Here is a 25,132-nt window from a genome sequence, read left to right as displayed (position 1 = left end):
CGTCCTTCGGGTGCCAGATCGTTGCGATGATCAAGAGCGCCGGGAAGTCGCTGCGCGACACCCTCGGCCTACGCACGGAGAATCACTACATGGTTCGGTCCCTGCTGTTCGCTTTCCCTTTTCCCTTTTCCCTTTCCCCTTTTCCCTTTCCCCTTTTCCCTTTTCCCGCTCCTCTCACATCGCAAACTGCTCCGACAGGATGCGCTCTTCCAGACTGTGCTCAGGGTCGAACAGCACCACCATGGCCTCATCGGGCGCTTCGGCCACTTCGACTTCGACCACATCCCGCACTTCGGTGGCGTCGGCGGTGGCGCTGACGGGGCGCTTGTAGTGGTCCAGCACTTCGAATTTGACCACCGACGTGCGTTTGACGATGGCGCCGCGCCAGCGCCGCGGGCGGAAGGGACTGATCGGCGTCAGGGCGAGCACGTCGGAGCCCAGCGGCAGGATCGGGCCGTAGGCCGAAAGGTTGTAGGCGGTGCTGCCGGCGGCCGTAGCCAGCATGGCTCCGTCGCAGATCAGTTCCTCCACCCGAACGATGCCATCGACCGAAATGCGCAGTTTGGCGGCCTGCTTGGTCTGTCGCAGCAGCGAGACTTCGTTGATGGCCAGCGCCGTGTGCAAGCCCCCGGATTCGCCGAGCACACGCATGCGCAGCGGGTGCAGCACGGCCTGCTGGGCCACGCACAGGCGCTCGATCAGCCCATCCTCGCGATACAGATTCATCAGGAAGCCGACACTGCCGAGCTTCATGCCGAACACCGGGATACGGCGTTCGGCGGCATGACGATGCAAAGTCTGCAGCATGAAGCCATCACCGCCCAGGGAGACGATGATGTCTGCCTCGGAAACTGGCACGTGGGCATAGCGACGGGTCAGCGTTGCCAGCGCGGCCTGTGCCGGCTCGGTACGGCTGGCGACAAAGGCAACGCGCGGATTGGCGGTGGGCAACGATTCGGTCACAGGCGATCGGTCCACAGACGCAGGGAACCCAAGCCTAGCGTGGAATGAGGTCCGAGGCCACGCACGGCCATCAGTCGCAGGCCAGGTCTGGTAGATTTGCCGAAATTCTTGACCAGACGGCAGCGTTGATGAGCTTTGATATCGGCATCCTGTTCAACGCTGTACCCGAGGATCTGGTCGCGCGCGTGCAGCGCCGATGGGCGGCACTGGGTTTTCCTGCCAGGCTGGTGCTCCCGGACGCCGGGGAGGATTCGCCCTGGTTGGCCGAAACACCCATTGCCGACGAGGATTCTTCCGCCCCGGGTCTGTGGCGCGGTGAGGATGCGATGCGGATCGACATCTGTGCCGCCGGCAAGGAACACGATGACGCCGATCTGGTCGAACTCTACGGGCAGTTTTCCAGAGCGGCGCGCATTGGCGTTCCGGGTGCTGCCGGCATGGAGGCCTTCATCGTCGCCGCGACTGTGGCAGAGGCACTGGATGGCGTGGTTTGGGATCCGCAGCTGGTGATGGCAGATCTCATTGAGCTGAAACGATTCCGCGACGATCCCCTGCAGATGTCCTTCGAGGAACGGGGCTACTTCATGGCCGATGTGGTTTGTAGCGCCGCCGAGGGTTTCTGGAAGAATGAGCGTACACGGTACCAGAAGACCTTGGCCCAATATCCGCCCAAGACCGAGTCGCCGGGCTGGTTGGGCAAGCTCAAGGCGCAGCTGGGATTGGCGCCCAAGCCCGCCCCGGCCGGCAAACTCACCATCAAACTCACCCCGCTGCGCAAGCGTCGCGGAATTCAGGCGTCCGGGCCGCAGTAGCGTTTCGCCCCCGAATGCGCTTTCGCGTATCGGGGGAGCACGCTAGTTGGCGCGGTGAATGGCGCGCTTGTCCACACCCAGAGCCGCTTCGTGCACGGCTTCAGAGAGCGTCGGATGGGCGTGGCAGATGCGCGCCAGGTCTTCACTGGAAGCCTGGAATTCCATCGCCACGACGCATTCTGCGATCAGTTCCGAGACCATCGGTCCGACCATGTGCACGCCGAGCACTCGATCGGTTTCGGCATGGGCAATAACCTTGACCTGGCCGTAGGCTTCGTTCATGGCCATGGCTCGACCGATGGCCGCAAAGGGGAAGCTGCCGGTCTTGACCGGAATGCCGGCGTCCTTCAGTTCCTTTTCAGTCTTGCCCACCCAGGCGATTTCCGGCTCGGTGTAGATCACCCACGGCACGGTATCCAGGTTGACATGACCGGCCTTGCCGGCGATCAGTTCAGCGACGGCAATGCCTTCTTCAGAGCCCTTATGCGCGAGCATCGGTCCGCGCACGCAGTCGCCGATAGCCCAGACACCGTCCAGACTGGTGCGGCAATGCTCGTCGACTTGGATCTGGCCGCGCGCATTCAGGGCAACGCCGCTGTCATCAGCCAGCAGGCCCTGGGTGTAAGCGCGACGACCCACCGACACCAACAGCTTGTCGACGATGAGCTGCTGTTCGGCGCCAGAAGCATCGGTGTAGCTGATCTGCACTTCATCACCGGTGACCTTGGCCGCCGTGACCTTGCAGCCGAGTTTGATGTCCAGACCCTGCTTCTTGTATTCGCGTGCGGCAACACGGGAAATGTCGGCGTCGCAGGCCGCCAGAAAATCGGGCAGGGCCTCAAGAATGGTGACCTCGCTGCCGAGTCGCTTCCAGACGCTGCCCATCTCCAGACCGATCACGCCGGCCCCGATCACGCCAAAGCGCTTGGGAACTGCCGTGAAATCCAGAGCTCCGACATTGTCGACGATGTGGGTGCCATCAAAGGGGATGCCCGGAATCTGGATTGGCACACTGCCGGCGGCAAGAATGACGTGGTTGGCGCTGACGACTTCGGTCGCACCATCGTGAAATCGAATCTCGACGCGCTTGCCCGACAGCAGTTTGCCGCGCCCTGCAAAGCTCTTGACCTTGTTGGCCTTGAACAGGGTGGCAATGCCGCCGGTGAGCTGCCTGACGATCTTGTCCTTGCGTCCGATCATCGTCGGCACATCCATCTGCGGCTCGCCGGCACTGATGCCGTGGTCCTTGAAGGAATGCGTCAGCGCATGAAACTGCTTGGTCGACTCCAGCAGCGCCTTCGACGGAATGCAGCCCACATTGAGACAGGTGCCACCCAACGCCGGCTTGCCATCCTTGCCCAGAAACTCATCAATGCAGGCGACATTCAAGCCGAGTTGAGCGGCGCGTATCGCCGCGACATAGCCAGCCGGGCCAGCACCGATAACGAGGACGTCGAATTGGGAGGACATGGTGGGTTTACCTTGTGGCTGGTCGGCGAGGGCACGACGCGAGGTGTCTATGGGGCACGTCAAACGTAAAAGGTTAAACGTCAATCAGACTGCGTGCCCGACAGGGAATCGGCACTGCCGACTCCCATTGACGTTTTACGTTTCACTTTTTACTCATCCGTGATCCACAGATCACAGATGCAACATCAACCGCACCGGATCTTCGAGGAAGTTCTTGACGGCGACCAGGAACAGCACGGCGTCCTTGCCGTCGATGATGCGGTGGTCGTAGCTGATGGCCACGTACATCATCGGGCGGGCGACAACCTGGCCGTCTTCGACCACGGCGCGTTCCTTGATGGCGTGCATGCCCAGGATCGCACTCTGCGGCGGGTTGACGATGGGGGTCGAGAACAGTGAACCGAAGGTGCCGCCATTGGTGATCGTGAAGGTGCCGCCCTGCAGATCTTCCAGCTGCATGCCGCCTTCGCGGGCCTGCTTGGCGAAGTTGCCGATGGCCTTCTCGATATCGGCCAGGCCGAGAGAGTCGGTATTGCGCAACACCGGCACGACCAGACCCTTGGGCGTCGCCACGGCGACACCGATGTCCTGATAGGCGTGATAGACCACATCGTTGCCATCAACGCTGGCGTTGATGATCGGGTGCAGCTTCAGGGCCTCGGTGCAGGCCTTGACGAAGAAGCTCATGAACCCGAGCTTGATGCCGTGGACCTGCTGGAAGGTATCCGCGTACTTCTTGCGGATGTCCATGACCGGCTTCATGTTGATCTCGTTGAACGAGGTCAGCATGGCGATCGAATTCTTGCTCTGCATCATGCGTTCGGCGATGCGCTGGCGCAGCCGGGTCATCGGTACGCGTTGCTCGGCACGGCCTTCGCCGGACAGGCTGATGGCGGTGCCGGCGGCGGCAGTGGTGGCCACGGCTTTGCCGGTGGGTGCTGCTGCCGGGGCGCTTTGAGCCTTGAGCATGTCCTCCTTGGTCACGCGGTCGCCACGACCTGTGCCGCTGACGGTGGCCGGATCAATGCCGGTTTCGGCGGCAATGCGGCGCACCGAAGGGGCCTGATCACTCGATGCGGGACTCGGGACTCGGGCCTCGGAACTCGCGGCGTCCGGAGCCGCCGGCTTGGCCGGCCCTGCCGCTGCGGCGGCGCCCTCCTTGATGGTGGCGATCAGTTCCTGGCTGGTGACGGTGTCACCGGTCTGCTTGACGATCGAGACCAGCACGCCATCCACCGGCGAGGGTACTTCGAGCACCACCTTGTCGGTTTCGAGATCCACCAGGTTCTCTTCACGAGTAACCGAGTCACCGGGTTTCTTGTGCCAGGTCGCGATGATCGCGTCGGCAACCGATTCCGGCAGGATGGGGACTTTGACTTCGACGGTCATGGATGATCCTTAGCGCTTGTTGGTTTTCGTGGTCGAGCTTTCAGTCCGACTTCGGCGTATTGCCTGGGTCGGCAACGGACAGCGCCTCATGGACCAGCGCCGCCTGTTCACGGTTGTGAGTGTTGGTGTTGCCAGCTGCCGGTGCCGGCGAGCGGTCGCGGCCGGCGTAATGCAACTTCTGTTCGGCCGAGATCGAGGCCTTGAGCTGGTGCCGGATCTGGTACCAGGCACCCTGGTTCATCGGTTCTTCCTGGCACCACACGATGGTGCGGGCATTTGCAAATCGCGCCAATTCCGCCTTCAGTTCCTCGCGCGGGAAGGGATAGAGCTGCTCGATCCGAACGATGGCAACGTCCTTGATATGGCTCTTTTCGTGCTCTTCCACCAGATCGTAGTAGACCTTGCCGCTGCAGATCACAACACGCGAAACTTGTCCTGGGTCTGACATCATCGAATCGGGGATGACCCGCTGGAACTCGCCGTTGGTCAGTTCGTCGAGGGTCGACGTCGACAGACGATGGCGCAGCATGCTCTTGGGCGTCATCACGATCAGCGGCTTGCGGGTGCCACGCAGCATCTGCCGACGCAGCATGTGGAACATCTGCGCCGGTGTGGTCGGCACGCAGACCTGCATGTTGTCGAGCGCACTCAGTTGCAGGAAACGCTCCAGACGGGCCGAGGAGTGCTCCGGGCCCTGACCTTCGTAGCCGTGCGGCAGGAACAGCACCAGCCCACAAAGACGTCCCCATTTGGCTTCGCCAGAACTGATGAACTGATCGATGACCACCTGGGCACCGTTGCAGAAGTCGCCGAACTGGCCTTCCCAGATCGTCAGCGTGCGCGGATCCGCAGTGGCATAGCCGTATTCGAAGCCCATCACGGCTTCTTCGGACAGCAGCGAATCGATGATGGTGACGCGTTCGGGTACATCCACGAGCTTGCGCAGCGGCGTATGGGTGGCACCCGTGTTCTGGTCGTGAAGTACGGCGTGGCGGTGGAAAAAGGTGCCGCGCCCGCAATCCTGACCGGACAGACGCAGGTTGTAGCCCTCGTCGATCAGCGTCGCATAGGCCATGGTCTCCGCGAAACCCCAATCCATGCGGACTTCGCCCGTAGCCATCTTCAGCCGATCCTGATAGACCTTGGCCACCCGCGAATGCAGTTTGAGGTCAGCCGGGAGAGAGTTGATGGAGTGCGCCAGCGCCTGCAGGCGTTCGGCCGGCACTGCGGTGGCCACGCGATCACTCAACTTGCCGTGCAGATAGGGCGTCCAGTCAACCGCAACGCCGGCCTGGCTGGGATCGACCGTGGTCAGTTCAGCTACCACCGCATCACCGCGCTCAAGCGCATCGCGATAGCGGTCGCTGATGGCCTTGGCTTCGCCTGGCTGGATCACTCCCTCGGCTTCCAGCCGGCGAGCATAGAGTTCGCGCGTCGTTGGCCGGGAGCGGATGTTCTGATACATCAGGGGTTGGGTTGCTGCCGGTTCGTCGGCCTCATTGTGACCATGACGGCGATAACAGACCAGATCGATGACGACATCGCGCTTGAAGGTCTGGCGGTAGTCCAGCGCCACCTGAGCGCAGAACAGCACCGCCTCCGGATCGTCGGCATTGACGTGCAGCACCGGCGCCGAAACGATCTTGGCGACATCAGTGCAGTAGTGAGTGGACCGGGTATCCAGCGGATTGCTGGTGGTGAAACCCACCTGATTGTTGACCACGATGTGGATGGTGCCGCCGACGGTGTAGCCGCGTGCCTGCGACATCTGGAACAGCTCCATGACCACGCCCTGGCCCGAGAACGCGGCATCGCCATGAACCAGGATCGGCACCACCTGGGTGCGATCCTCGTTCTGACGACGGGTCTGGCGGGCACGAACAGAGCCGGCGACCACCGGATCGATGATCTCAAGATGCGAAGGGTTGAAGCCCAGCGCCAGATGTACGGTGCCGCCCGGGGTCATGACATCCGAGGAAAAGCCCAGGTGATACTTCACGTCGCCCGAGTGCGCCGGGTCCGGATTCTCCTCGGCCTTGCCTTCGAAGGCATCAAACAGCGTGCGCGGCGGCTTGCCCAGCGTGTTGATCAGCACGTTGATGCGGCCGCGATGGGCCATGCCAATGATCACGTCCTTGGATCCACCGGCTCCAGCACGCTGGATGATCTCGTCGATCATGGGAATCAGGCTGTCGCCGCCCTCCAGTGAGAAGCGTTTCTGGCCCACGTACTTGGTGTGCAGATAGCGTTCCAGGCCTTCAGCGGCCGTGAGGCGATCCAGCACGCGCTTCTTCTGTTCCGACGTGTAGCCGAACTGGCCGGCCGTACCCTCGAAGCGTTCCTGCATCCAGCGCCGCTGCGGATAATCGCTGATGTGCATGTACTCGGCGCCGATTGAGCTGCAATAGGCGCCTTCCAACTGGGCGACGGCATCTCGCAGCTTGCGGCGGCGCGCGCCGATGAGCGAGCCGGCATCGAATTCGGTATCGAGGTCGGCTTCGCCGACGTCGTGGAAAGCCAGCGATAGATCGGGCACCGAGGCCGGTGGCACCATGCCCAGCGGATCGAGCTTGGCCGCCAGATGGCCGCGCACGCGATAGGCATTGATCAGACGCAACATGGCGCCTTGCTTGTGCTGATCAACCGAATGCGCCGTGCTGGTGGCCATAGAGGCCGACCACCCGCCATGACTGCGCGAGAGTTCGCCTATGCGCTGCAATACCGGGCTGTGCGGCACATCGCGCCGTCCGGCAGTTTGCAGCGAGTCGAAATAGGCTCGCCAGCGCGTATCCACCGCATTCGGATCGGCGAGATAGGCTTCGTACAGCTCTTCAACGAAAGCGGCATTGGAACCGGAGAGCTGCGAGGTCAGATAAGACTGGTTCAGGTCGGCAGACACGGCTTTGGCAATTCAGGGACGATGATGATGCGGCGCAACAAGCGCCGAAAAGAAAGCGAGTATAGCCAGCGCAAGTGAACAGACGGCGAGTTGCGACGTCAGAAATCGGGCAAATTGGACCAAAGACGAAGTTGGCTGCTGGTCAAGTGGGTTGCGTAATCCCGGGTTGCGGGGGCGGAGCGCTTGTCTGCACACTCAGCGGGGGCTGGGGAAACTGGGGCAAGGGGGCAGGGGACCCGCGTCGCGACACAGTCGGGTCATGCGTCGAGGTGGGACACCTGCCCCACGCTCCTTCTTCGCAAAATCAGTAAATCAATGGGTGGGCGTATTGTTGGTGAGAGCCATCCGCCGGGCGTACGCTCGTGCTGTGGCTCAGCTTGCCGGACCGCGGACATATCCCACCAAGGCTGTGACCCAGCCGAGCATCATCAGGCTGCCGCCTGCCGGCACAACGGCCAATACCACGGCACTCACGTCCAGAGCGGCCAGATACAGACCGCCGCAGAAGACGATGCATCCCAGGGCGATCGCGATGGTGGCCGCTTGCCACCAGCGGGTACGGGCAAGGCCGCGCGTGGCACCCAGCGCCAGCAGGGCAGGGGCGTGCATCAGATGCAGGCGCAAGGCGCTGTCGAAGCGCAAGGCCGCCTTTCCGACCAGGATGTCGGCAAAGGCATGTGAGCCCAGTGCGGCCATGGCAACGCCAGTGGCTGCCAGCAGGGCCCCGAAACCCAACACGAGGCGAGCCTCGCGATCCGGCGCAGCGTGCATTCCGGGTGACCTTTCGACTGTGTGATCCGGGTTCGCCGTTACGCGAAAGAACCAGAAAAGTTGGTGGACTGCGCAAAGAAAAGGCGCAGCGCCCTGGGGACGCTGCGCCCGGTCTGGAGCTCAGTGCTCGAAGGAGTGCTGGACTGCTTCGGCCGTGTCCTTCTGCTGATCGTAGATACGGTTGTTCTTCCAAGGAAGCGGCGGTGAGGTGATGCCGCGCGGGCCGTCCACTTCGTCATGGACGAACCAGGGTCGGCCATCCTTGTCGAGGAAGAAGGCGCGTTGCTCGGCCTCGTTCAGGGGTCGCGAGCCCACCCGTCCGAGCACCGCAATCTGACCGCCGGTTTCATCGACGGCGCGATCACGCTCCAGCGCTCGCGACAGTGACAGCGCTGGCTTGCCGGTGGGGTACCAGGCGATCAGCGTGGGCTTGGGTTCCGGGCTGTAGCCGTAGAACTTGGGCTGTATGTCCGGACCCGTCAGCTGGATCACCTTGAGGCCATTGACGCCATCGGCCACGTACGCATAGAGCGAGGCGTTGGTGGAAGCGACCGTCACGTCCCGGGCATCGGACATGGCGCCATCCGCATTGAATCGCTGATAGAGCTTGGGCTCGGTCGGCTTGGTCACATCGATGATGGTCAACCCTTCCGCACCCGAGGCCACGTAGGCATAGGTGCGGGCCACGTGCAGCTTGTGCGCATCGGCAATGGGCACCACGGCCCCCGGCACCAGTTCGGCTTGCTCCGGATTGGTGATGTCGATGACTTCCAGGCCGCGGGCGCTGGTCACGAACAGATAGCGGAACTGCTGCTGGCTGGCCCGGGCATCGCTGATGGCGACGGTACGCACGTACTTGGGCTGCATCGGGTCATTCATGTTCAGCACCACGATGCCCTTGGGGGTGGCGACATAGAACCAGTAGCCGGCGATGGCCAGATGGCGGGCGCCATCAAGCACGCCATTCTCGTTCCAGGTCAGGCTGCGCTTGAGGAAGTTGTTGCGCGGCTCGCCGTCATACAGGCTGTCGATGTCGATCAGGATCAGGCCTTCTTCGGCATCGGTGGCGAAGGCATAACGGTAGATTGGATGCGTAGGTTGCTCCAGATTGACCTTGCGCATCAGATCGCCCTCATTGCGAGAGGGCTGCACCGGCTGGGTGGTCGGCAGCACAACGCAGGTGGCGTTGGCGCTGTCGATATGGGTGTCGTGACCCAGCGGCGAGAACGGTGCGGTGATGATCCGCTGGCTGACGCCCTTGTTGGCGATGCCGGCGGCGTCGTAGACACGAATGCCCTTGCTGCCTTCGGCCACGTAGACGTACTCGCCGCGAATCTGCAGGCAGTTGGCATAGCCGGCGGAATGGTCGTAGCCCTCGGTCAGCTGCTTGCCATTGTCCTCGTGCTGCTTGAACCAGTCCGGGTAGGCATAGCGATGCAGATAACTGCCGACCACCGCCTGCGGCTCTTCCCATTCGGTGACGCGGATGGCGCTGATTTCACCATCGCCACCCACCCAGGCGTTGAAGCCGAGGAAGTCCATGAAACGTGTGCCCTGACCGAGCAGCTGCGCCATGATGGCGTTGTTGTCGTTCTGTTCGGACAGATGACAGTCGGTGCAGGTCTTGGTCTCCGTACGGCGCTCGGTATGCGGGTAATGCGGCGCGAAAGCCTGCGAGCTGTAGCCAGATGCGGCAATTGGCGGTTGCTGGATGTAGATGCGCTCGCGATTGGAATTGGTCGACGACAGGATCAGCGCGCTGGAGGAGCGCATCGGCGCGTACTTGTAGTCCTTGACCTCGCCGTGCTTGGCCAGCATGAACACGTCGTCACGCGCCACCTGCGGATTGTAGGTCGCGTAATTGCGCGTGGCGCCACCTTCGAAGTGATGGCGATCGGTCTTCCAGTTGGCCTGGATGGGCAGATGGCAGCCACCGCAGCTGGTGGTCCAGCTGGTGTGGCAGCTGTAACACAGCATCTTGTCTTCACCATGGGCGTAATCAGCCGGCGCTACGTCCTTGCCGTAGGTCTGCTTTGCGGTGTCGCGACTCATGGTGTGGGCGCGGTCGGCCTTGGCGTTGTAGGCCGGGTTGGCTGGATCCGAGGTGTCCTTGACCAGCGACATTTCCCACTGCAGACCACTCTGCATGATCGAGCGCTGGATCAGCTTGCCATCGATCCACTCGAAGCGCTTTTCACCATCCGGGTTGCGCAGATTGGACAGGTCCCGACCGGCCTTGCTGGCCATCGGCCCGGACGTGATCAGCGTCGGGTACTTGTCGGGCGTGCCATGGCAGTCCTTGCACTGGATTTCCACGCCGGCGGCCACTTCACCGACGATGTGGCCGTTGCCGTGCATGTCCTGGGCGAAGTGGCAATCCACGCAATGCATGCCGAGGTCGACATGGATGCTCGACATGTGGACGGCCTTCTCGAACTTCTTCGGATCGGCGTCGTCAACCTTGGCGCCTTCGGCATCCAGCAGATTGCCCTTGCGATCGCGCTTGAAGATGGCGCGGAAGTTCCAGCCGTGACCGTGATAGTCGGCGAACTGGGTGTCCTTCAGTTTCGGATTGAGCAGCGACACGTCCTTGACGAAGTCCAGGTCCGACCACTTGCCGCGGATCACGGCTTCTTCCGGGTTGCGGTCCAGCGCCTTGCGCATCTCGTCGTGAGTGGGATAGCGCTGCTGTTCCGGCCACATGAAGGGCGCGTCGGACTCGTAGTCCCACATGGTGTAGCCCAGGAAGGTGTTGATGAACATGTTCGGCTGATGCATGTGGCAGTTCATGCACTGGCTGGTCGGAATCGAGCGCGTGAATGCGTGCTTCAGCGGATGTCCGGGCTGATCCTTGGGAATGGTCGGATCGGCCTGCTGGCTCTGCCCCATGTGGCCAAAAGCCGCATAGGGGCCGGAATGGCGGGGGTCGCGATCATTGGCATAGGGCACATGGCAGGCCGAACAGCCCGAATTGCGGAAGTCGCCGGGTTGGTCGTTGGTTCCCATGAACCACATGTTGGGATCGTTCAATCGGGTCTTGTGGATGTTGATCACCGGAACGGCAATGCGCTGCCCGGTGCCGGGGCCGCGATTGGATTGCTTGATGTCCGGACGACCAGGCTCTTCCAGACGCTGAATCTGGCCCAGTGAATTGGGCAACCCGGTTTCCGGGAAGGTGGTGTTGATATTGCGGCCACCGCGTTCGAAGACGCGGAAGATGTCGCCGGGAGGAATGACTTCCCAGGCCGGCAGCGGCACCAGCTGCGACAGGGCGCCGCGCATCTGCATGGCCGGCGTCACCGGCTCCAGTGCATTGATGATGGCCGAGGTGCCGTCACGCTCATAGCCCTCGCCGAGGATGTAGCGCTTGAACGGCAGAATGCCGTTGTTGTACGAGGCGCCACCCCAGAGCATGGCGCCGGTGGCCATGATCGAGCGCTTGGCGGCTTCGATGATCGGCTGATGACAGGCGCCACAGGCCTCATGGGCAATACGCAGGTCACTGGGGTTCATGAAGCGCACAAACTCAGGCGCCTCGCGGTTCAACAGCGTGTAAGTGCGTTCCGGATTGCTCGACCGTGGGTAGTGCCAGGTTTGCGGGTAGCGCGGCAACACGTGCGCCTTTTCCATGGCCGCCATGTAGTCGGGGGCGTAGGCGGTGGTGCTGTGGCCATGTTCCGAGTCGCTGTCGTGGCCGTGACCCGGGGCAGGTTGTGCGTGTCCAGCGCTGGCCGGGCCCATCACCGTGGCGTCGCCGCCATGGCAATCGGTGCAGCCCAGCACCACGGCGGGGGAGGCGTGCATCGATTTCTGATCGATGGGATTGTGGCAACTCATGCAGCCCGCGCTCTTGGCGTCGGCCGCAGCCTGGGTCTGATTGCGCGGCGCGTCCGGGGCCGTGACATAGACCCGATCCACCGGGGTCTCGCCGCCGGCAGCCATGGCAGGAATGGAAAACTGGCAGAGCGCAATCGATGAAAGCGTCAGCAGGGCAGCGGTGATGGGCTTCATGCAGGCCTCTCGCGCGTTCAATACGTCAGGATCACATTACCCAGAACGGTGTAATACGTGTGGTCGTCGCCGTAGAGATCGGCCAGACCAGCGCCGGGCTCCAGCAAGGCGCCCGACAGGCGTACCACGACGTTCTGGGACATGAAGGGGCGCCAGATCCAGGCCACCGAGAAATCGGTGCCGATGGATCGATCAATCGGCGCTTGATTGCGGGCGACTTCGAGCACCGCGGTATCGTCGAACCAGAGCTGGTTGAGATTGACCGATACCCGGGATTCCGGGGTCAGATCAAAGTCGGCGCCGACGCCGATCAGGCGCAAGCCGGGATTCTCGAAGTTCGACTGTCCCTGCTCCTTGGAGGAACGCAGCGAAGGCAGGATGCCGTTGCGCGTCGCCAGCGTGACGCCGCCACCGCCGACCAGCGGCATGTTTTGCCGAATCCAATAGCTGGTATCGGCGCCGGCGAAGATCGGGTTCTCGAAGATCGCATCGTAGCCAGTGCTGCGATCATCGAAGGGATCATCGTCACCGCTGGCCCAGGCAATCGACACCCGCGGCCGGATCCAGTCGAAATCGCGTGAGAACTCGGCCGCAAAGAAGCCCGCACGGATGTCGCTGTCTTCACCGGTGAAGGTGTTGTCGTTCTTGCCGAAAGCGAAATAGGCGGAGGTGGACAGATTCAGCCAGCCCAGACGACCATCGCCGTTGTATCCCAGATAGAAGACATCGTATTCGCGCGGTTGTTCGACGCCCAGTGATGAGGGGCGTTGGATGAAACCGTTGGAATCGAAAAAGAACTCGGTGTCGCGATTGCGGTTGTAGGCAAAGGTCGCCTGCGAGGTGAAGCCCAGACGACCCAGATCCTGCCAATAGTAGTTGGCAATGAAGACGTCGTCATTGCGCAGGCCTTCGGCTACATCGTTCAGGCCCGAGTTCAGATCCTTCTCGACGCGCCGGAACCAGGCCAGGTTGTACTGCTTCTTGTTGTTGTCGCGGTTGCCGAACAGGCGCACGCCGAACTGCAGATCCTGGAACAGGAATCCGCGGAAATCACTGGAAAAGGGCTGTATGCCGACGCGGATGGCGTCAAAGTCGTAGCGCGGCGAGACATCGCGCAGATGCACGTCGGCAAAGATCTCCTGCACGGCAATGAAGCCGTCATCACGGACCTTGCCCTTGCGCGGATCGATGGTCAGTGCGCGCACATCATCGACCTCGACCCGGTTGTAATTGAAGGCCAGGGTCAGGCGGTATTCGTATTCCGGCGGTTTGAAGGTGGTGTTGCCCTTGTAATAGACCAGGCCGGCCAGCACCGACTGCGAAAAGATGGTCTGGTCGAAGCCGGAGAAGATGTCGATCGATCCCGGATTGGCGCTCGACTGCGGGCCGACCGGCGTCGGCACCGAGCGCGGCTCCATCACCGTGTCGGAGATTGCCAGCAGGCTCAGGAACCAGTCCTCTTCATGGATCGGCTTGTCGCCCTTCCAGATGTTCTGGTTGTAGGGGTCGTACCAGGGATGTTTGAAACCCAGCGTTTCCATGAGCCGCCAGCGATCGGGGACCGGGATGAACTCGCCAACGGCATCAACCGGTGCGGGGTCGATGTTGTTCGGGTTCTGATCCGCGCGAACCGTGGACTCGGGTATCGGGTGCCCTGGTCGCCGACGCACCAGCGCGGACTTCTTGGGGTCGTAGAGATAGGCGGGCAGTGAGCCGCCGATGAACGGGGTCATGGTGTTCAGGGAGCTGGCCGGCAGGTCCAGCGGACACAGCAGAGTGGCCAGAGCAGCGGAGAGACAGAGGCTCATATCACTTGCCCTCGCACACATTCTGTTCGGTGGAATCGAGGAAGGGCGCCTGCGGGCATTGCACATAGCGCAGTCGGGCCCCGCGTGGCACCAGCTGGTCGGCACGACGTTCGCGCGGCGCATTGCCGATGGCGCCACCCAGCGCCACCCCGGCGTTGTGCAGGCCGAGGAAGGACACCATGTCGTCCTGATCCACGCCGTCGCCCGAGACACCAATGCCACCGATCAGTTGCTCGCCGCGGTAGATGGGTACGCTGCCGGGGAAGGTCTGAGTGCCATTGCGCAGTCGCTGCAGACCGCTGCAGCTGAAGCCGATGTCCGGCAGTGGGATCGGGTTGGCGGCAGTCGGGGCTGGCGCCAGCAACTGGCCGTCGAGGAAGAGTGCCAGGCCGGTGGGCGGCGGTGACACGCCATCGGAAGGCCGTTGATTCAGATAGTGAGCCACGTGCAAGGCAATCTGGTTGTAGGCCAGATCCAGTTGCAGGCCGACGGTGAATGGGCTCCAGGACTCGAAGGGCTTTGAAAACGGTCCAGGCGGCGTGCCGATGATGCCGTCTGGATAGAAGGGGCGCGAGAGATTGCCACCGGCTCGGTCGGAGAAGGCAAAGGCACCGTCGGACAGCGCGCCTGGCAGACCGAGGAAGTCACGCACCGCCGTCACATAGGCGCCGATGGAGCTGTTGGCGACGGTGCGGAACTGCACGCCGGCGCTGTCCAGACTGGCGTTCAGGTAGACGGCGTCGGGCAGGCTTTGCAGATCCGCCGCGGCGGCCGGGTTGGAATAGAAGGCAGCGGTGCGCGCCTTCTGCAGACTGACATCAAGGCCGAAGATCGGGGCGTCACGGGTGCGCGCAATGGCGAGGATTTCGCCATGGGTGTCAACGATGGAAACGCTCACCCGAGCCTGACTGCCCAGCGGTTGGCGAATCTGCGCGCGGGCCCGATTGGCGACTTTCAGCGCTTCGCGCAACAGCGTGCGGACTTCTTCGGCGCTGAGTGCACTGCTGTTGCCCTCGGTGCCGGCACGGATGGCGAAACGATTGTTGTTGTTGTTGTCGACGATCACGAAGGCGTCGAGGTCGGACAGATCCGAATCGGCCGGTCGTACGCCGGAGGCTGGCGTTCCAAAGGCCGTGCCGGCTCGAATCTGGGCGTCGGCGTAGGCGGGCACGCGGATCACCTGGCCCACACTGGGGGCCAGCGTCGACAGTGCTGGTGCATTGCCGGCGGCACGCGCCAGGTCGCTGTACTCGACATCACTGTAGCGGAAGGTCTTGCCGTCCGCCGTGATCGTGTCAGCGCGACGATTGGCCGGGGCGCCGAAGCCAAAGGTACCGGCCAGCGCAATCAGCTCATCAACATCGCGATCGCGATCCGAGATGCGCACATCCAGCGTGTAGTCCGGATCCGCGGCGACGCCAATGCCACCGACCGGCACACCATCCTTGTACAACGGAAAGCCGCCCGGATCAGCCGACAGGCCAAGCGGGGAGCGGTGCGGACCGGCGCCGATCGCCTGTTCGCTGGAAAAGCGCGTCATGAAATCCGAGCAGGGCAGTTGGGAGAACTGCACGCCAAACAGCGGTCCGGAGGGCGCATTGCTTTCGCCCGGATTGAAATTCTGCTGCACGATCTGGCTGGCCGTGCGGGTGGTGAAGGCGTTGCCCTCACTGGACAGATAGGCACCCGTGAGCGCCTTGGCGATCGCTGCCAATTCGGACGGTACGATCAGATTCTCCAGACCGCCGCTGATCGTGCGTTCGGAATGAATGGTGACCGTCACCGGGCTGCCGGTCATGCGATAGACACCGAGCACATTGCCGACCCGATCGACCACGGCAATGGTCGCGGGTACGTTGTTGGCCTGCGCCTCGGCGATCGCTTGCGCCAGGATGGTGCTGACGTCCGATGCGCTGAGGAAGGAGGCAGCACTGGCGCAACTGCCACTGCAACCCTGCGAAGGACCAGACACGGGTGGTGCCGTTCCGGTTGTACTGGGGCCTGATCCGCCGCCACATCCGGCGAGCAGCGCCAGGGCCATTCCCAAACCAACGCCGTGCAAGCGTCCCCAAGCCATCGAGCATCCTCCCGAAGTTCCCATTGCCGTACGGCCCCCAGTGCCCTGCAGCGCCCCGATCATAACCCCGCTTTCACGACGAATGGTCGTTTCCTTGACGCAAAAGGCCGTTTCCGTGGGGGAATTGCGGCTCCTTGTCTGGTCCTGAACCGGGGCATGGTCCAGTTGCAACAGATCTGATCCTGACCGACACAAGTTCCACCGCGGCACGGTACCATGGCCTTGCCGCGCCTTCGACCGGGCGCCTTTCTGCGGGAGTTGGACGATGAAGAGACTTTATCTGCTGTTCGTACTAGTGGCCTTTGCCAGCGCCCAGCTGGCGGCCCAGAACACGACCGGAGGCGAGAAGGCGTACGCGCCGGAGAACCTGAGCAAGCTCGATCAGCCCGAGCAGATCCGGGTACTTGAAAAGCAGTATGGCGAGCTGTCCGGAGGACGACCCTTGCCGGAGGACCAGCTGGAGTTCTACCTCGAACAGATTCCGCGCGGTTGGAGCTATGCCCAGATCACCCAGGACATGGTGCAGTCACTGCGCGATCGGGTTGATGGCAATACCTACCCGAACAATGTGCCGCCTGGTCAGATCACGACTCCCGGCTGGGTCACGCCGCTGCCGGCGCGTGGTCGGACCGTGCTGTGCGAGTCCAACGATCGTGACTATCGCGAGTGTGGAACAGGATTCCTGAATCCGCCGATTCTCGATCGTCAGCTGTCCAGCACCCGCTGTGTTGAAGGCCGCACCTGGGGTCATCGCCCGGGCGTTGTCTGGGTATCGAACGGCTGCCGCGGTCAGTTCACCGAGGCTGCGCCGTCGGTCGGTCAGCTCCCGGAAATGACTTGCCAGAGCGTCAAGGGCTATCGCGAGTGCAATGTGGCTTTCCGCGGACCGGCAACGCTGCTGCGCCAGCTGCGTGGCAGCAGTCTGTGCATTGAAGGTCGTACCTGGGGTCAGCGTCCTGGCCTGATCTGGGTGGATCGCGGCTGCGCTGGCGTGTTCGCTGAAGCCTACCGGCCGAGCGGCGGCTTCTACGATCCCACCCAGTACAACGCCTACTGGATGGATTGCTCCAGCCTCGACAACCAGTACGCCATCTGCTCCTGGGATCGCCGCAAGGGCCCGCCGGTGCTGATCGAGCAGTATTCCAGCAGCCCCTGCATCGAGGGCTTGTCCTGGGGCTACACGCCGCGCCGCGGATTGTGGGTGGATCGCGGTTGTCGCGCTCGCTTTGCCAGCAGGAACCGCTGACCCGTCTTGAGCCCAGCGGCAACTTAGGTTGCCGCTGGGATTTGCGGCATGGTTTCCCGACCATGCCGGCGCTTGGCCCAACGGTCTTGGCTGCGAGTCACTCGCAATCCGGAAAGTCGCTGGTACCATGACCGTTGCATGGGATTTCTCGCCTAACCGCTCCCCAGTCGTCCCCGAAGGTCGGGGAGGGTTCATGCCCCGTGCGCAGTGTCGGGCCGACACAGGTGGCTCCCCATGAACCCATATCGTAAGTTGTTGATTTGCTGTTGTAGGTCATGTTGCTCGCGTAGCGAGCTACGTGACGCAACTCTATGTCACGTAGTCCGCTGACGCGGACAACATGACCTACGACGGCGGGTTCATGGCCAGTGCGCAATGTCGGGCCGACACAGGCGGCTCGCAATGACGCCGGGAATCCTCGTCTGCTCGAATCCTGCATGTTCCAGAAAGCACGGTCGACGAGCCTGGGCGCAATTCTGAGAATGCCGAGCCCGGCAATTCTGCCGGGCCCATGAAGGCTGTCCCGGAAGAGGTCTATTTCTTCTCCGCGTGCAAGGGCATCTCTGCCTGATGGAAGCCATGGCAATCGATGCACGTGCTCTGCAGCAGCTTCTTGTCTCGTTCGCCGCCATGGCAATCGCGACAGGCAAACGGTGCCTGTGTCGACGGGGCACCTGCAACGCCGATGTCCGGGATCAGCACATCCGAGCTGAACTGGGACAGCTCCGCAGCGTGGCAGTCGCCGCAGGCCATGGTGCTGTGCTTGGCATGGGTGAAGCTGGCTTTTTCGTACCAGCTGCCGGCCACGCGCACGGGTGCGACCACCCATCCGGCCTGAGTCGCGGCTGGATCCTTGGAGACGGTATGGCAAACCGTGCAGGTGCGGCTCTGGAACAGCGTGTCGGTGGTCTGCAGGGCCTTGTCGCGGGCCCAGGTCAGGGCTTCACGCTGTTCCTGCGCGGTGGCCGGGGGCTGGCCGGGGCGGCGGCGCTGACGCACGGAAACCGGCGCCTGGACGTCGTCGTAGCCGCCCTCCAGGGCCACCTTGGAGTAGTACTCTGAAATCATGTACTGGATTTCGGCGACATCGCCGTGGGGTGCCTGGCGATCGGGCATGCGCAGGTCAAAGTCTAGGCGGTGGCAGGACTGGCAGTGCTTTTCGAAGTTGATCGGTGCGATCAGGGCGCCGCCGGGCTCGGATTGGTGGCAGCTGGCGCAGTTCAGCACCTGAACGCCGTCGGCGGTCTTCAGCCCTTCCTTGGCCAGATGCTTGGCATGCGGAAACTTCAGACCGGATTGTTCGGTGAGCGGCTTCTTGTCCATGCTCACGCGCTCTGGCGTGAATCGTCCCTGGGCATCCCAGGCTGGCAGCAGCACTTTGAATTGCGGATGGTTGCTGCCGAAATCACCGACATCCACCAGCTGGGTGTCGCCCTTGACGCGTTCGCTCAGATTCCTGTGGCAATCGCTGCAGAGCTCCTGATCGGCGCGGATCAGTCCGGTGTCGCCGTTGTGATCGCGATGACAGTGGGCGCAGCGTGATTCGGCGATCTCCGGCAGCGGATAGCGCACTGGATCGGCATGGGCCTTGGTGCCGGCATGACAGACGATGCATTTGTCGTCCTGGATCACCTGGAAGGGCGCGCCATGACAACTCTGACAGTCATTGGCCATGGTGTGGTGAGCGGAGGCCAGGGGGCCGGATTCCCAGGCATTCAGGCCCAATGCTGGAACGTCCTTGATCTGCGAGCGGAAAGTGGGCACGTAATGCGCCATCAGTGGCAGCAACAGGCCCAGCGTCAACGTGATGGCGAGCAGCGCCCAGGACCACTTGCGCTTGCTCATGCCGGCTTCGGCCAGGCTTTGTGGCAGGGCCTCGGACTGTTCGCGCGCAGCTACCTCGGACTTGTCCACCAGCCCGACTTCAACGGCGGCTTCGAAGTCCTTGGGTGGATCCACCAGGGTGATGCGCAGATTGCCGATTTCGATCTGGGTGCCGGCGCCGGCGGTGGCCGTGTGTTCGAATTGTCCGTTGATGCGCACCCCGGCGGCGACCAGCGATTCGATGCGATAGCGACCGTTGCCCAACGCCACCACGCGCGCATGCTCCAGAGCGGCGCGCAGATCGTTGATGAAAATGGCTTGGTTGGCGGCGCGACCGATGGTCAGGGTTTCACCGAAGTGAATTTCCTCTTCGACCTGGATACTGCCCTTGCCCTTCTTGATGACGCGTCGGATGAACCATTTCATGGCGTGAGGTCCCCTCTCGCGGATGGCTCACGTGCGGCGCAGCGTGACCCGTAAAGATTCAGGATGGATGGATCACGGCCCGCGATCCCGATGTCTCTTCCCATAATTTCGCTCACGAATCGCCCTCAGATCTGGAGCGTGGCGCGCCCGGCGCCGCACACGATCACCAATAGAAGAACACGGACAGGACGTGCGCTGTCAAAGCGCCGAGCAGTCCGAGCGACAGTGGCACGTGGACGTAGAGCCAGATTTCCATCATCGCCTGCAGCTGAATGTCACGCGCCACCCGAGACGCCAGTGAGCGCTTGCGCGAGATCAGGTCGATCAGGCGCCGCAACTGCTCGCTCTGTCCATCGTTGGCCTGGTTGGCCAGGAAGTCGACCATCATTACCATGGTCTGGCCAGTCTTGGTGGACGACGCCTTGCCAGAGTCGGCGTTCATGACTGCGTCCTTGAGCTTGGCCAGCGCCGCGGCGGAATCATCCCGCGCGGTCAGCTGTGCCCAGACGCCTCCGCCCAGTTGCCCATGCTGAATCGACCCGAGCACCGTGTCGTGGATGCTCTTGTCGACCTTGTCGGCAATCTGCAGCGCCTGCTGATCCAACTCGCGGATCTCCTCCAGCATGGCCTTGCGCGTGGAGTCGGCGCGGTTGCGCGTCATCAACGAGGGAAAACGCAGGTAGGCGTAGACACCGAAAAAGCCGCTGAAGATCACCAGCAGCATCAGCACCAGAGCCAGCGTGTGGATATTCCAGCCCACCTGGAAACCTGAATGCAGGAAGGCAATCAGGATCAGGGTGGTGCCGAGGTACACGTGGGCCGACAACCAGCCACGGGCGCTGCTGCTGGCCCGTGCATAGCGGCGCTTGCGGATGCCGAACCACAGCAGCCACAGGATCAGCAGGGCGCCGATGGTGCCGAGGGTATAGCCCAGCCAGGAGCCGCCGTTGGGGACGCCGATGGGGTCATGCCACAGATAGGCAGCGATGGAACCGATCGACAGGATCAACGAGACCCAGAGGTAGCGGTAGCCGCGGTAGTCGAGGATCGAATCATGCATGGCTTACGGTCCTCGTGCGTAGGCATATTCGGGCAGCTGTTCCGGACTGATGCGTATGGCAGCTCCGGTCGGGCAGGCGCGCACGCAGGCGGCGCCGCCCTTCAGGTCCTTGCACATATCGCATTTGACCGCCTTCTTCTCGTGGCTATCCGGGTCGTAGGGCGAATTGCCGGGCCCCGGTCCGGCGCCCAGCAGCAGCCACTGCAGCAGACCCGGTTTCTTCTTGGGTTTGGCCGACATATGGATGACGCCGTAGGGGCAATTGCGCTCGCAATTGCCGCAGCCAATGCAGTTGTCGGCGATGAACACCTCGCCATTGGGCGCGCGGTGGATGGCGTCGGCCGGACAGTCCTTCATGCAGTGCGGATGCTCGCAGTGCCGACAGGAAGTCGGCACGTGGACATTGGCAAAGGTGGGGCCAGCCTCGCGATCCAGCCTGGAGGTGCCGCCGTGGGTTTCGGCGCAGGCCTTCTCGCAGTTATCGCAGCGCACGCACAGCGATTCGTCGATCAGCAGCACATCGGTGGCTTCACCCAGACCCTGGCCTACCAGGAAGGAGATCAGGTCTCCGCCGGAGGCTGCAGCCTGCATGGTGATGTTCTCTGCGGTGCGCTGCTTGACTTCCATGGCCAGCTTGCCGCGCAGTGTCGGATTCTGCATCAGCAGCTTGTTGAAGGAATCGCGATCGACCTTGATGGTCTCGGTGGCCACCGCCGCCTTGGCCGTGGCCGAGCGCTTGCCACCGCCGATGATGGCCATCTCGCCCACGTAGTTGCCCGCAGGGACATAGGAAAGCACCACGTCGCGACCGCCGATGCTGCGGGAAATGGTCAGCGAACCGACCCGCACCAGGTGCAGGCTGTCGCCTTCGTCGCCTTCGCGGAACAGCGTCTCGCCAGCCTTGTAGCGGGCCAGCGATGCGCCGGAAACCACCTCGTTGATCTGGGCCTGGGTCACGTCGGCGCCGAACCGGGCAGCCAGCGCGCGGGCGATGAAGGTGCGGTCGACCAGCTTCTTCACCGCGTCCACCGAATTGATCAGTTTCTGCATCGAGCGCCGCGGCGTTTCGATCAGCACGCAGTTCGGTCCGGCATAGACGGTGGCACTGCGCCGGCGTCCGGAGATCAGACTCATTTCACCAAAGAACTCTCCGGCGCCCAGCGTGATCCGGTTCTTGCCGGCATCGTCGATGGCCACCTGAACCTGACCCTCGATGATGCAGAAGAAGCTGTTGGTGTAATCGTTGCGCTTGAAGATCACTTCGCCCGACTTGGGCGAACGGATCTGCGAATCGATCATGAACTCGCGCAGCTGCAGCGGCGTGATCGTGGCCAGCAGCGGCACCGCCGCCTGAATCTTGGCCAGGGCCGCCGACACGCTGGTGAACCCGGGCATCTTCTCGAACTTGGCGCGCAGCAGCGGTTCGTCGGCAGGTTCGACGCTGTTGCCGAGGATGTACTCGATCACCTCGTAGCCCTGGTTCATGGCCTGCTTGATCAGCGGATAGCCGCCGAGTGCGCCGACAATGTAGAGGCCGGGCACGTTGCTCTCGTAACGCTCGCTGATGGCCGGTACCGCCGAGGGATCCTTGTTCGGGAACACCACGCCGCAGGCTTCGACAAAGGCCCGGGGCGGATTGGCGCCGAGGCGGCCGATGATGCGATCACACAGGATCTGCGCTCGGCCCTTGGGTGTGTTCAGGATCAGTCGGCCGGGCTTGCGGCCCACCGAGAGCTTGTCCACCCGCTCGGGAGCAGCGCCGTAGTAACACTCGATGGTGCCATCCTCGATGGCCTTGAGGATGTTTCGCAGATTGCCTTCCTTGGCGCGGGCAAACTCATCGCGGCGATTGACGATGATCACCTGATTCTGCTTCGCCAGCGCCACGGCATTCTCGATGGCGGCATCGCCGGCGCCGACCACTATGATGGTCTCGGCTTCGTATTCGTCCGGATCGTCCAGCTGATACTGGACAAAGGGCGCGTCATCGCCGGGCACGCCGAGCTTGCGGATGTTGCCCTGCAGGCCGATGCCGAGCACCACATTGCGTGCCCGCACCTTGTCGGTGCGGCCGATACTGATCTCGAAATGATCGTCGACCTTCTTGATCGCCGAGACCTCGGCGCCGTGTCGGACGTTGACCCCGATCTTGGCGACTCCTTGGTCCCAGGCCTCGAGAATCGACTCGCGACTACCCTGAGAGAATTCAAGCGGCGAGCGCAGCGGCAGGGCCTCGGGTTCGGCCATGACGTGTTTGCCTTTCTGGTACCGGAAGATCGTGTTGGACAGGTGCGGAGCCGCTTCCAGCAACACATGCGGTACTTTCAGCTCTGCCGCGCGCGCCGCGGCACTGATGCCACCTGGCCCCGATCCAACGATAGCGATCTCTAGGATTTCGCTCATCAGACGCCCTCGCCATGTCAGTCCCCAAGGCGTGGAGTGTAGGTACCGTGATGGGCCGCTGCAATCCTGAATGTGAAATGATCGTCTCCGGGCCCGGCGCGCTATGATCCGAAGACTGAGTCGGGGGAGTTCCAGCACATGGCAGAAAGCGCGTTCGAATTGCTCGGGGGGGCGCTTCCAAAACGCGAACGGCCCGGTCGCGACGCCTTCCCGAGTACCGGCAAGGCCGTGCGCCAGTGGATCGAGGCGCTGCCGCTGGCCAACAGCGGCGCTACCGCCCGATTGCTCTACAACGGCCTGAAGGAGCTCAATCAGCTCGAAGTCGATCCCAATCAGCGCATCGACATCCTGGAACAGATGCGCCATCCGGTGTCCGTGGTCATTTCCAGCATGGAGCGACATGTGCTGGGGCAAGCATTGCCCTTGCCGCTGCAGAAGCGCCAGATCGGCGCGGTGATGCGAGATTTCCATCGAGAGCTGGCGGTGGGCTTTGCCACCTGCGTGTTCGACTATTGCGCACCCAAGGGCCACGTTCCCTTCCTGCGTGGCCGCAGTGCAGCACTGGCCCTGGTTCGCGCGCTGGTGCATTGCTCGCAGACCTTGACGAAATGTTATATCGCCTACAGCGAAATCCCCTCGGGCGTGTGGACCTTGTTGCATCGACTGGCGGCTTTCGCCTTCGAGGCGCAGTTGTCGGAGAAGGCCGTCACCGATCCCCAGGTACCTGGCGTCACCCTGACGCCGGAATGTGTCTATCTGCAGACCTTGCTCAGCTTCATCGGCAATCCCTACCGATTGACACAAAAGGAGATCGTTGACGTCGGGACCGCGGCGACGATCTGGTCGGCCGCATGCCGGCTCGACCTCGACGGCACCACTGGATCCTTCGTCATCGATCCGCGTTCGGATTCGCCGCCCTTGTCACCCACTGCCGAAGTGGCGGGGCGCTATTGGCGTCTCGATGCCACCGGGCTGGTGTCAGCGCTGGAAAATCAGGTGCGGGTGCTGCATCACCAGGACGGTCCGATTGCCGTGCGCGGTCGTCTGGGCCATGGGCCCGAAATTTCGGCGGATGTGGTCGAAAAGCTCATGCTCGCCTGGAGTTTCAGCGGCGAGCGCAACCACCCGCGTCTGCCGGCGGAGCACCAGATGGATACCTGCATGGGCTTGCACGCCGTGCATTACCTGGCTGCCGGTGTTCGTGATTTCAAGGATTTCGTTGGCGAACTGGGCGGCGGCATCAATCTCAGTGACCGTGAGCGCTCGGCGGCGTGGGCACAGGCGAGTCTGGAGTCGGCCGTGCCGACCATGCACAAGGTCCGCGTGATTGACCAGAGTCTGGGTGGCTATCGCCTGTTCTGGGAAAACGCCGAGGGCATGAAGGCCAAGGTCGGCGAACTGATCGCACTGGCGGCTCCGGTGGACGAGGACGATGAGGATGACGATCCGCGTGACTGGATGGTGGGCGTTCTGCGCTGGCTCAAGGGCGGCAACAACGACGGTCTGGAGGCTGGCGTGCAGTTGCTGAGCCGCCGGGTTGAAGCGGTGGCGGTGCGCGCCACCAGCGAGGCGCAGACCAGCCGGGTCATCCTCCGCGGACTGTTGCTGGCGCCGCTGGCCATCGATGGCAGTCAGCATCCCACCTTGTTGGCGCCTTCCATTCTTGATTCCACCGGCGGGCTCGAGTTGTTGCGGCTGCCCGATCCCCACGGCATGGAGGAGCGCGACTTCGTCGAGCCCTTGCACACTCTCGACCTGATCGAGAACACCGGCGCCTACAAGCAATTTCGCTATGGAGATCAGCGCTCAGAGGCGACGCTGGCCGCGCCGGAAGCGCCGCCCGCCGCGGAACTGGACGAGATCTGGTCCACGGTTTGAGAGCCGCGGTACGGGAGACGGGGCAGGGGGCACGGGAAAGGCGGCTCTACGGGAGGCTCGCACGCATCGGCACTTGCCACCCGTTCACTCAGGTT

The 25,132-nt window shown here is 62.8% G+C and carries 14 protein-coding genes; 3 read left to right on the top strand and 11 right to left on the bottom strand.

What is annotated here, in order from left to right:
• Window positions 1-174 precede the first annotated feature (174 nt).
• The gene (locus H7A19_09605; GenBank protein ID MCP5475077.1) at window positions 175-951 is read right to left on the bottom strand and encodes an NAD kinase; all 777 of its coding nucleotides are present in this window, start codon (window positions 949-951) and stop codon (window positions 175-177) included.
• A 140-nt stretch (window positions 952-1,091) separates the two neighbouring features.
• On the opposite strand from H7A19_09605, the gene H7A19_09600 reads away from it, so the two are divergent.
• Window positions 1,092-1,775, top strand: coding sequence for a hypothetical protein (locus H7A19_09600; GenBank protein ID MCP5475076.1), 684 nt, complete (start codon window positions 1,092-1,094; stop codon window positions 1,773-1,775).
• Window positions 1,776-1,817: 42 nt separating this feature from the next.
• On the opposite strand, the gene lpdA is transcribed toward H7A19_09600, so the two are convergent.
• From lpdA to H7A19_09565, 7 genes are all read right to left on the bottom strand, one after another.
• Window positions 1,818-3,245: a dihydrolipoyl dehydrogenase gene (gene lpdA, locus H7A19_09595; protein ID MCP5475075.1), complete on the bottom strand. Its 1,428-nt coding sequence runs from the start codon at window positions 3,243-3,245 to the stop codon at window positions 1,818-1,820.
• Window positions 3,246-3,416: 171 nt separating this feature from the next.
• Window positions 3,417-4,634, bottom strand: coding sequence for a 2-oxoglutarate dehydrogenase complex dihydrolipoyllysine-residue succinyltransferase (gene odhB, locus H7A19_09590; protein ID MCP5475074.1), 1,218 nt, complete (start codon window positions 4,632-4,634; stop codon window positions 3,417-3,419).
• 40 nt (window positions 4,635-4,674) lie between these two features.
• Window positions 4,675-7,533 (bottom strand): 2-oxoglutarate dehydrogenase E1 component, encoded by a 2,859-nt coding sequence (locus H7A19_09585; GenBank protein ID MCP5475073.1) that lies wholly within the window; start codon window positions 7,531-7,533, stop codon window positions 4,675-4,677.
• 372 nt (window positions 7,534-7,905) lie between these two features.
• A complete protein-coding gene (locus tag H7A19_09580) occupies window positions 7,906-8,304 on the bottom strand; it encodes a DUF423 domain-containing protein (protein ID MCP5475072.1) in 399 nt (132 codons plus the stop codon).
• A gap of 120 nt (window positions 8,305-8,424) precedes the next feature.
• Window positions 8,425-12,315 (bottom strand): hypothetical protein, encoded by a 3,891-nt coding sequence (locus H7A19_09575; GenBank protein MCP5475071.1) that lies wholly within the window; start codon window positions 12,313-12,315, stop codon window positions 8,425-8,427.
• Between the two features lie 17 nt (window positions 12,316-12,332).
• Window positions 12,333-14,123 (bottom strand): hypothetical protein, encoded by a 1,791-nt coding sequence (locus tag H7A19_09570; GenBank protein MCP5475070.1) that lies wholly within the window; start codon window positions 14,121-14,123, stop codon window positions 12,333-12,335.
• A 1-nt stretch (window position 14,124) separates the two neighbouring features.
• Window positions 14,125-16,200: a heme-binding protein gene (locus H7A19_09565; protein MCP5475069.1), complete on the bottom strand. Its 2,076-nt coding sequence runs from the start codon at window positions 16,198-16,200 to the stop codon at window positions 14,125-14,127.
• 265 nt (window positions 16,201-16,465) lie between these two features.
• Between H7A19_09565 and H7A19_09560 the strand changes: the two genes are divergently transcribed.
• Window positions 16,466-17,446 (top strand): DUF3011 domain-containing protein, encoded by a 981-nt coding sequence (locus H7A19_09560; protein MCP5475068.1) that lies wholly within the window; start codon window positions 16,466-16,468, stop codon window positions 17,444-17,446.
• Window positions 17,447-17,980: 534 nt separating this feature from the next.
• Here the strand turns inward: H7A19_09560 and H7A19_09555 are convergent.
• The 3 genes from H7A19_09555 to H7A19_09545 all read right to left on the bottom strand — a co-directional run bounded on the left by H7A19_09555 (window position 17,981) and on the right by H7A19_09545 (window position 23,159).
• Window positions 17,981-19,696, bottom strand: coding sequence for a hypothetical protein (locus H7A19_09555; GenBank protein ID MCP5475067.1), 1,716 nt, complete (start codon window positions 19,694-19,696; stop codon window positions 17,981-17,983).
• A 163-nt stretch (window positions 19,697-19,859) separates the two neighbouring features.
• Window positions 19,860-20,756, bottom strand: coding sequence for a hypothetical protein (locus H7A19_09550; protein ID MCP5475066.1), 897 nt, complete (start codon window positions 20,754-20,756; stop codon window positions 19,860-19,862).
• 3 nt (window positions 20,757-20,759) lie between these two features.
• A complete protein-coding gene (locus tag H7A19_09545) occupies window positions 20,760-23,159 on the bottom strand; it encodes a cyclic nucleotide-binding domain-containing protein (GenBank protein MCP5475065.1) in 2,400 nt (799 codons plus the stop codon).
• Between the two features lie 138 nt (window positions 23,160-23,297).
• Here H7A19_09545 and H7A19_09540 point away from each other — a divergent pair, with 138 nt between their 5' ends.
• Complete coding sequence (locus tag H7A19_09540; GenBank protein MCP5475064.1) at window positions 23,298-25,037, top strand: hypothetical protein; 1,740 nt, start codon at window positions 23,298-23,300, stop codon at window positions 25,035-25,037.
• The last annotated feature ends 95 nt before the right edge of the window (window positions 25,038-25,132 follow it).

Source organism: Rhodanobacteraceae bacterium (assembly GCA_024234055.1).
Taxonomy (GTDB): Bacteria; Pseudomonadota; Gammaproteobacteria; order Xanthomonadales; family SZUA-5; genus JADKFD01.
Note: the sequence above shows the minus strand (reverse complement) of the source record. Positions and strands in the feature narration are given on the sequence as shown.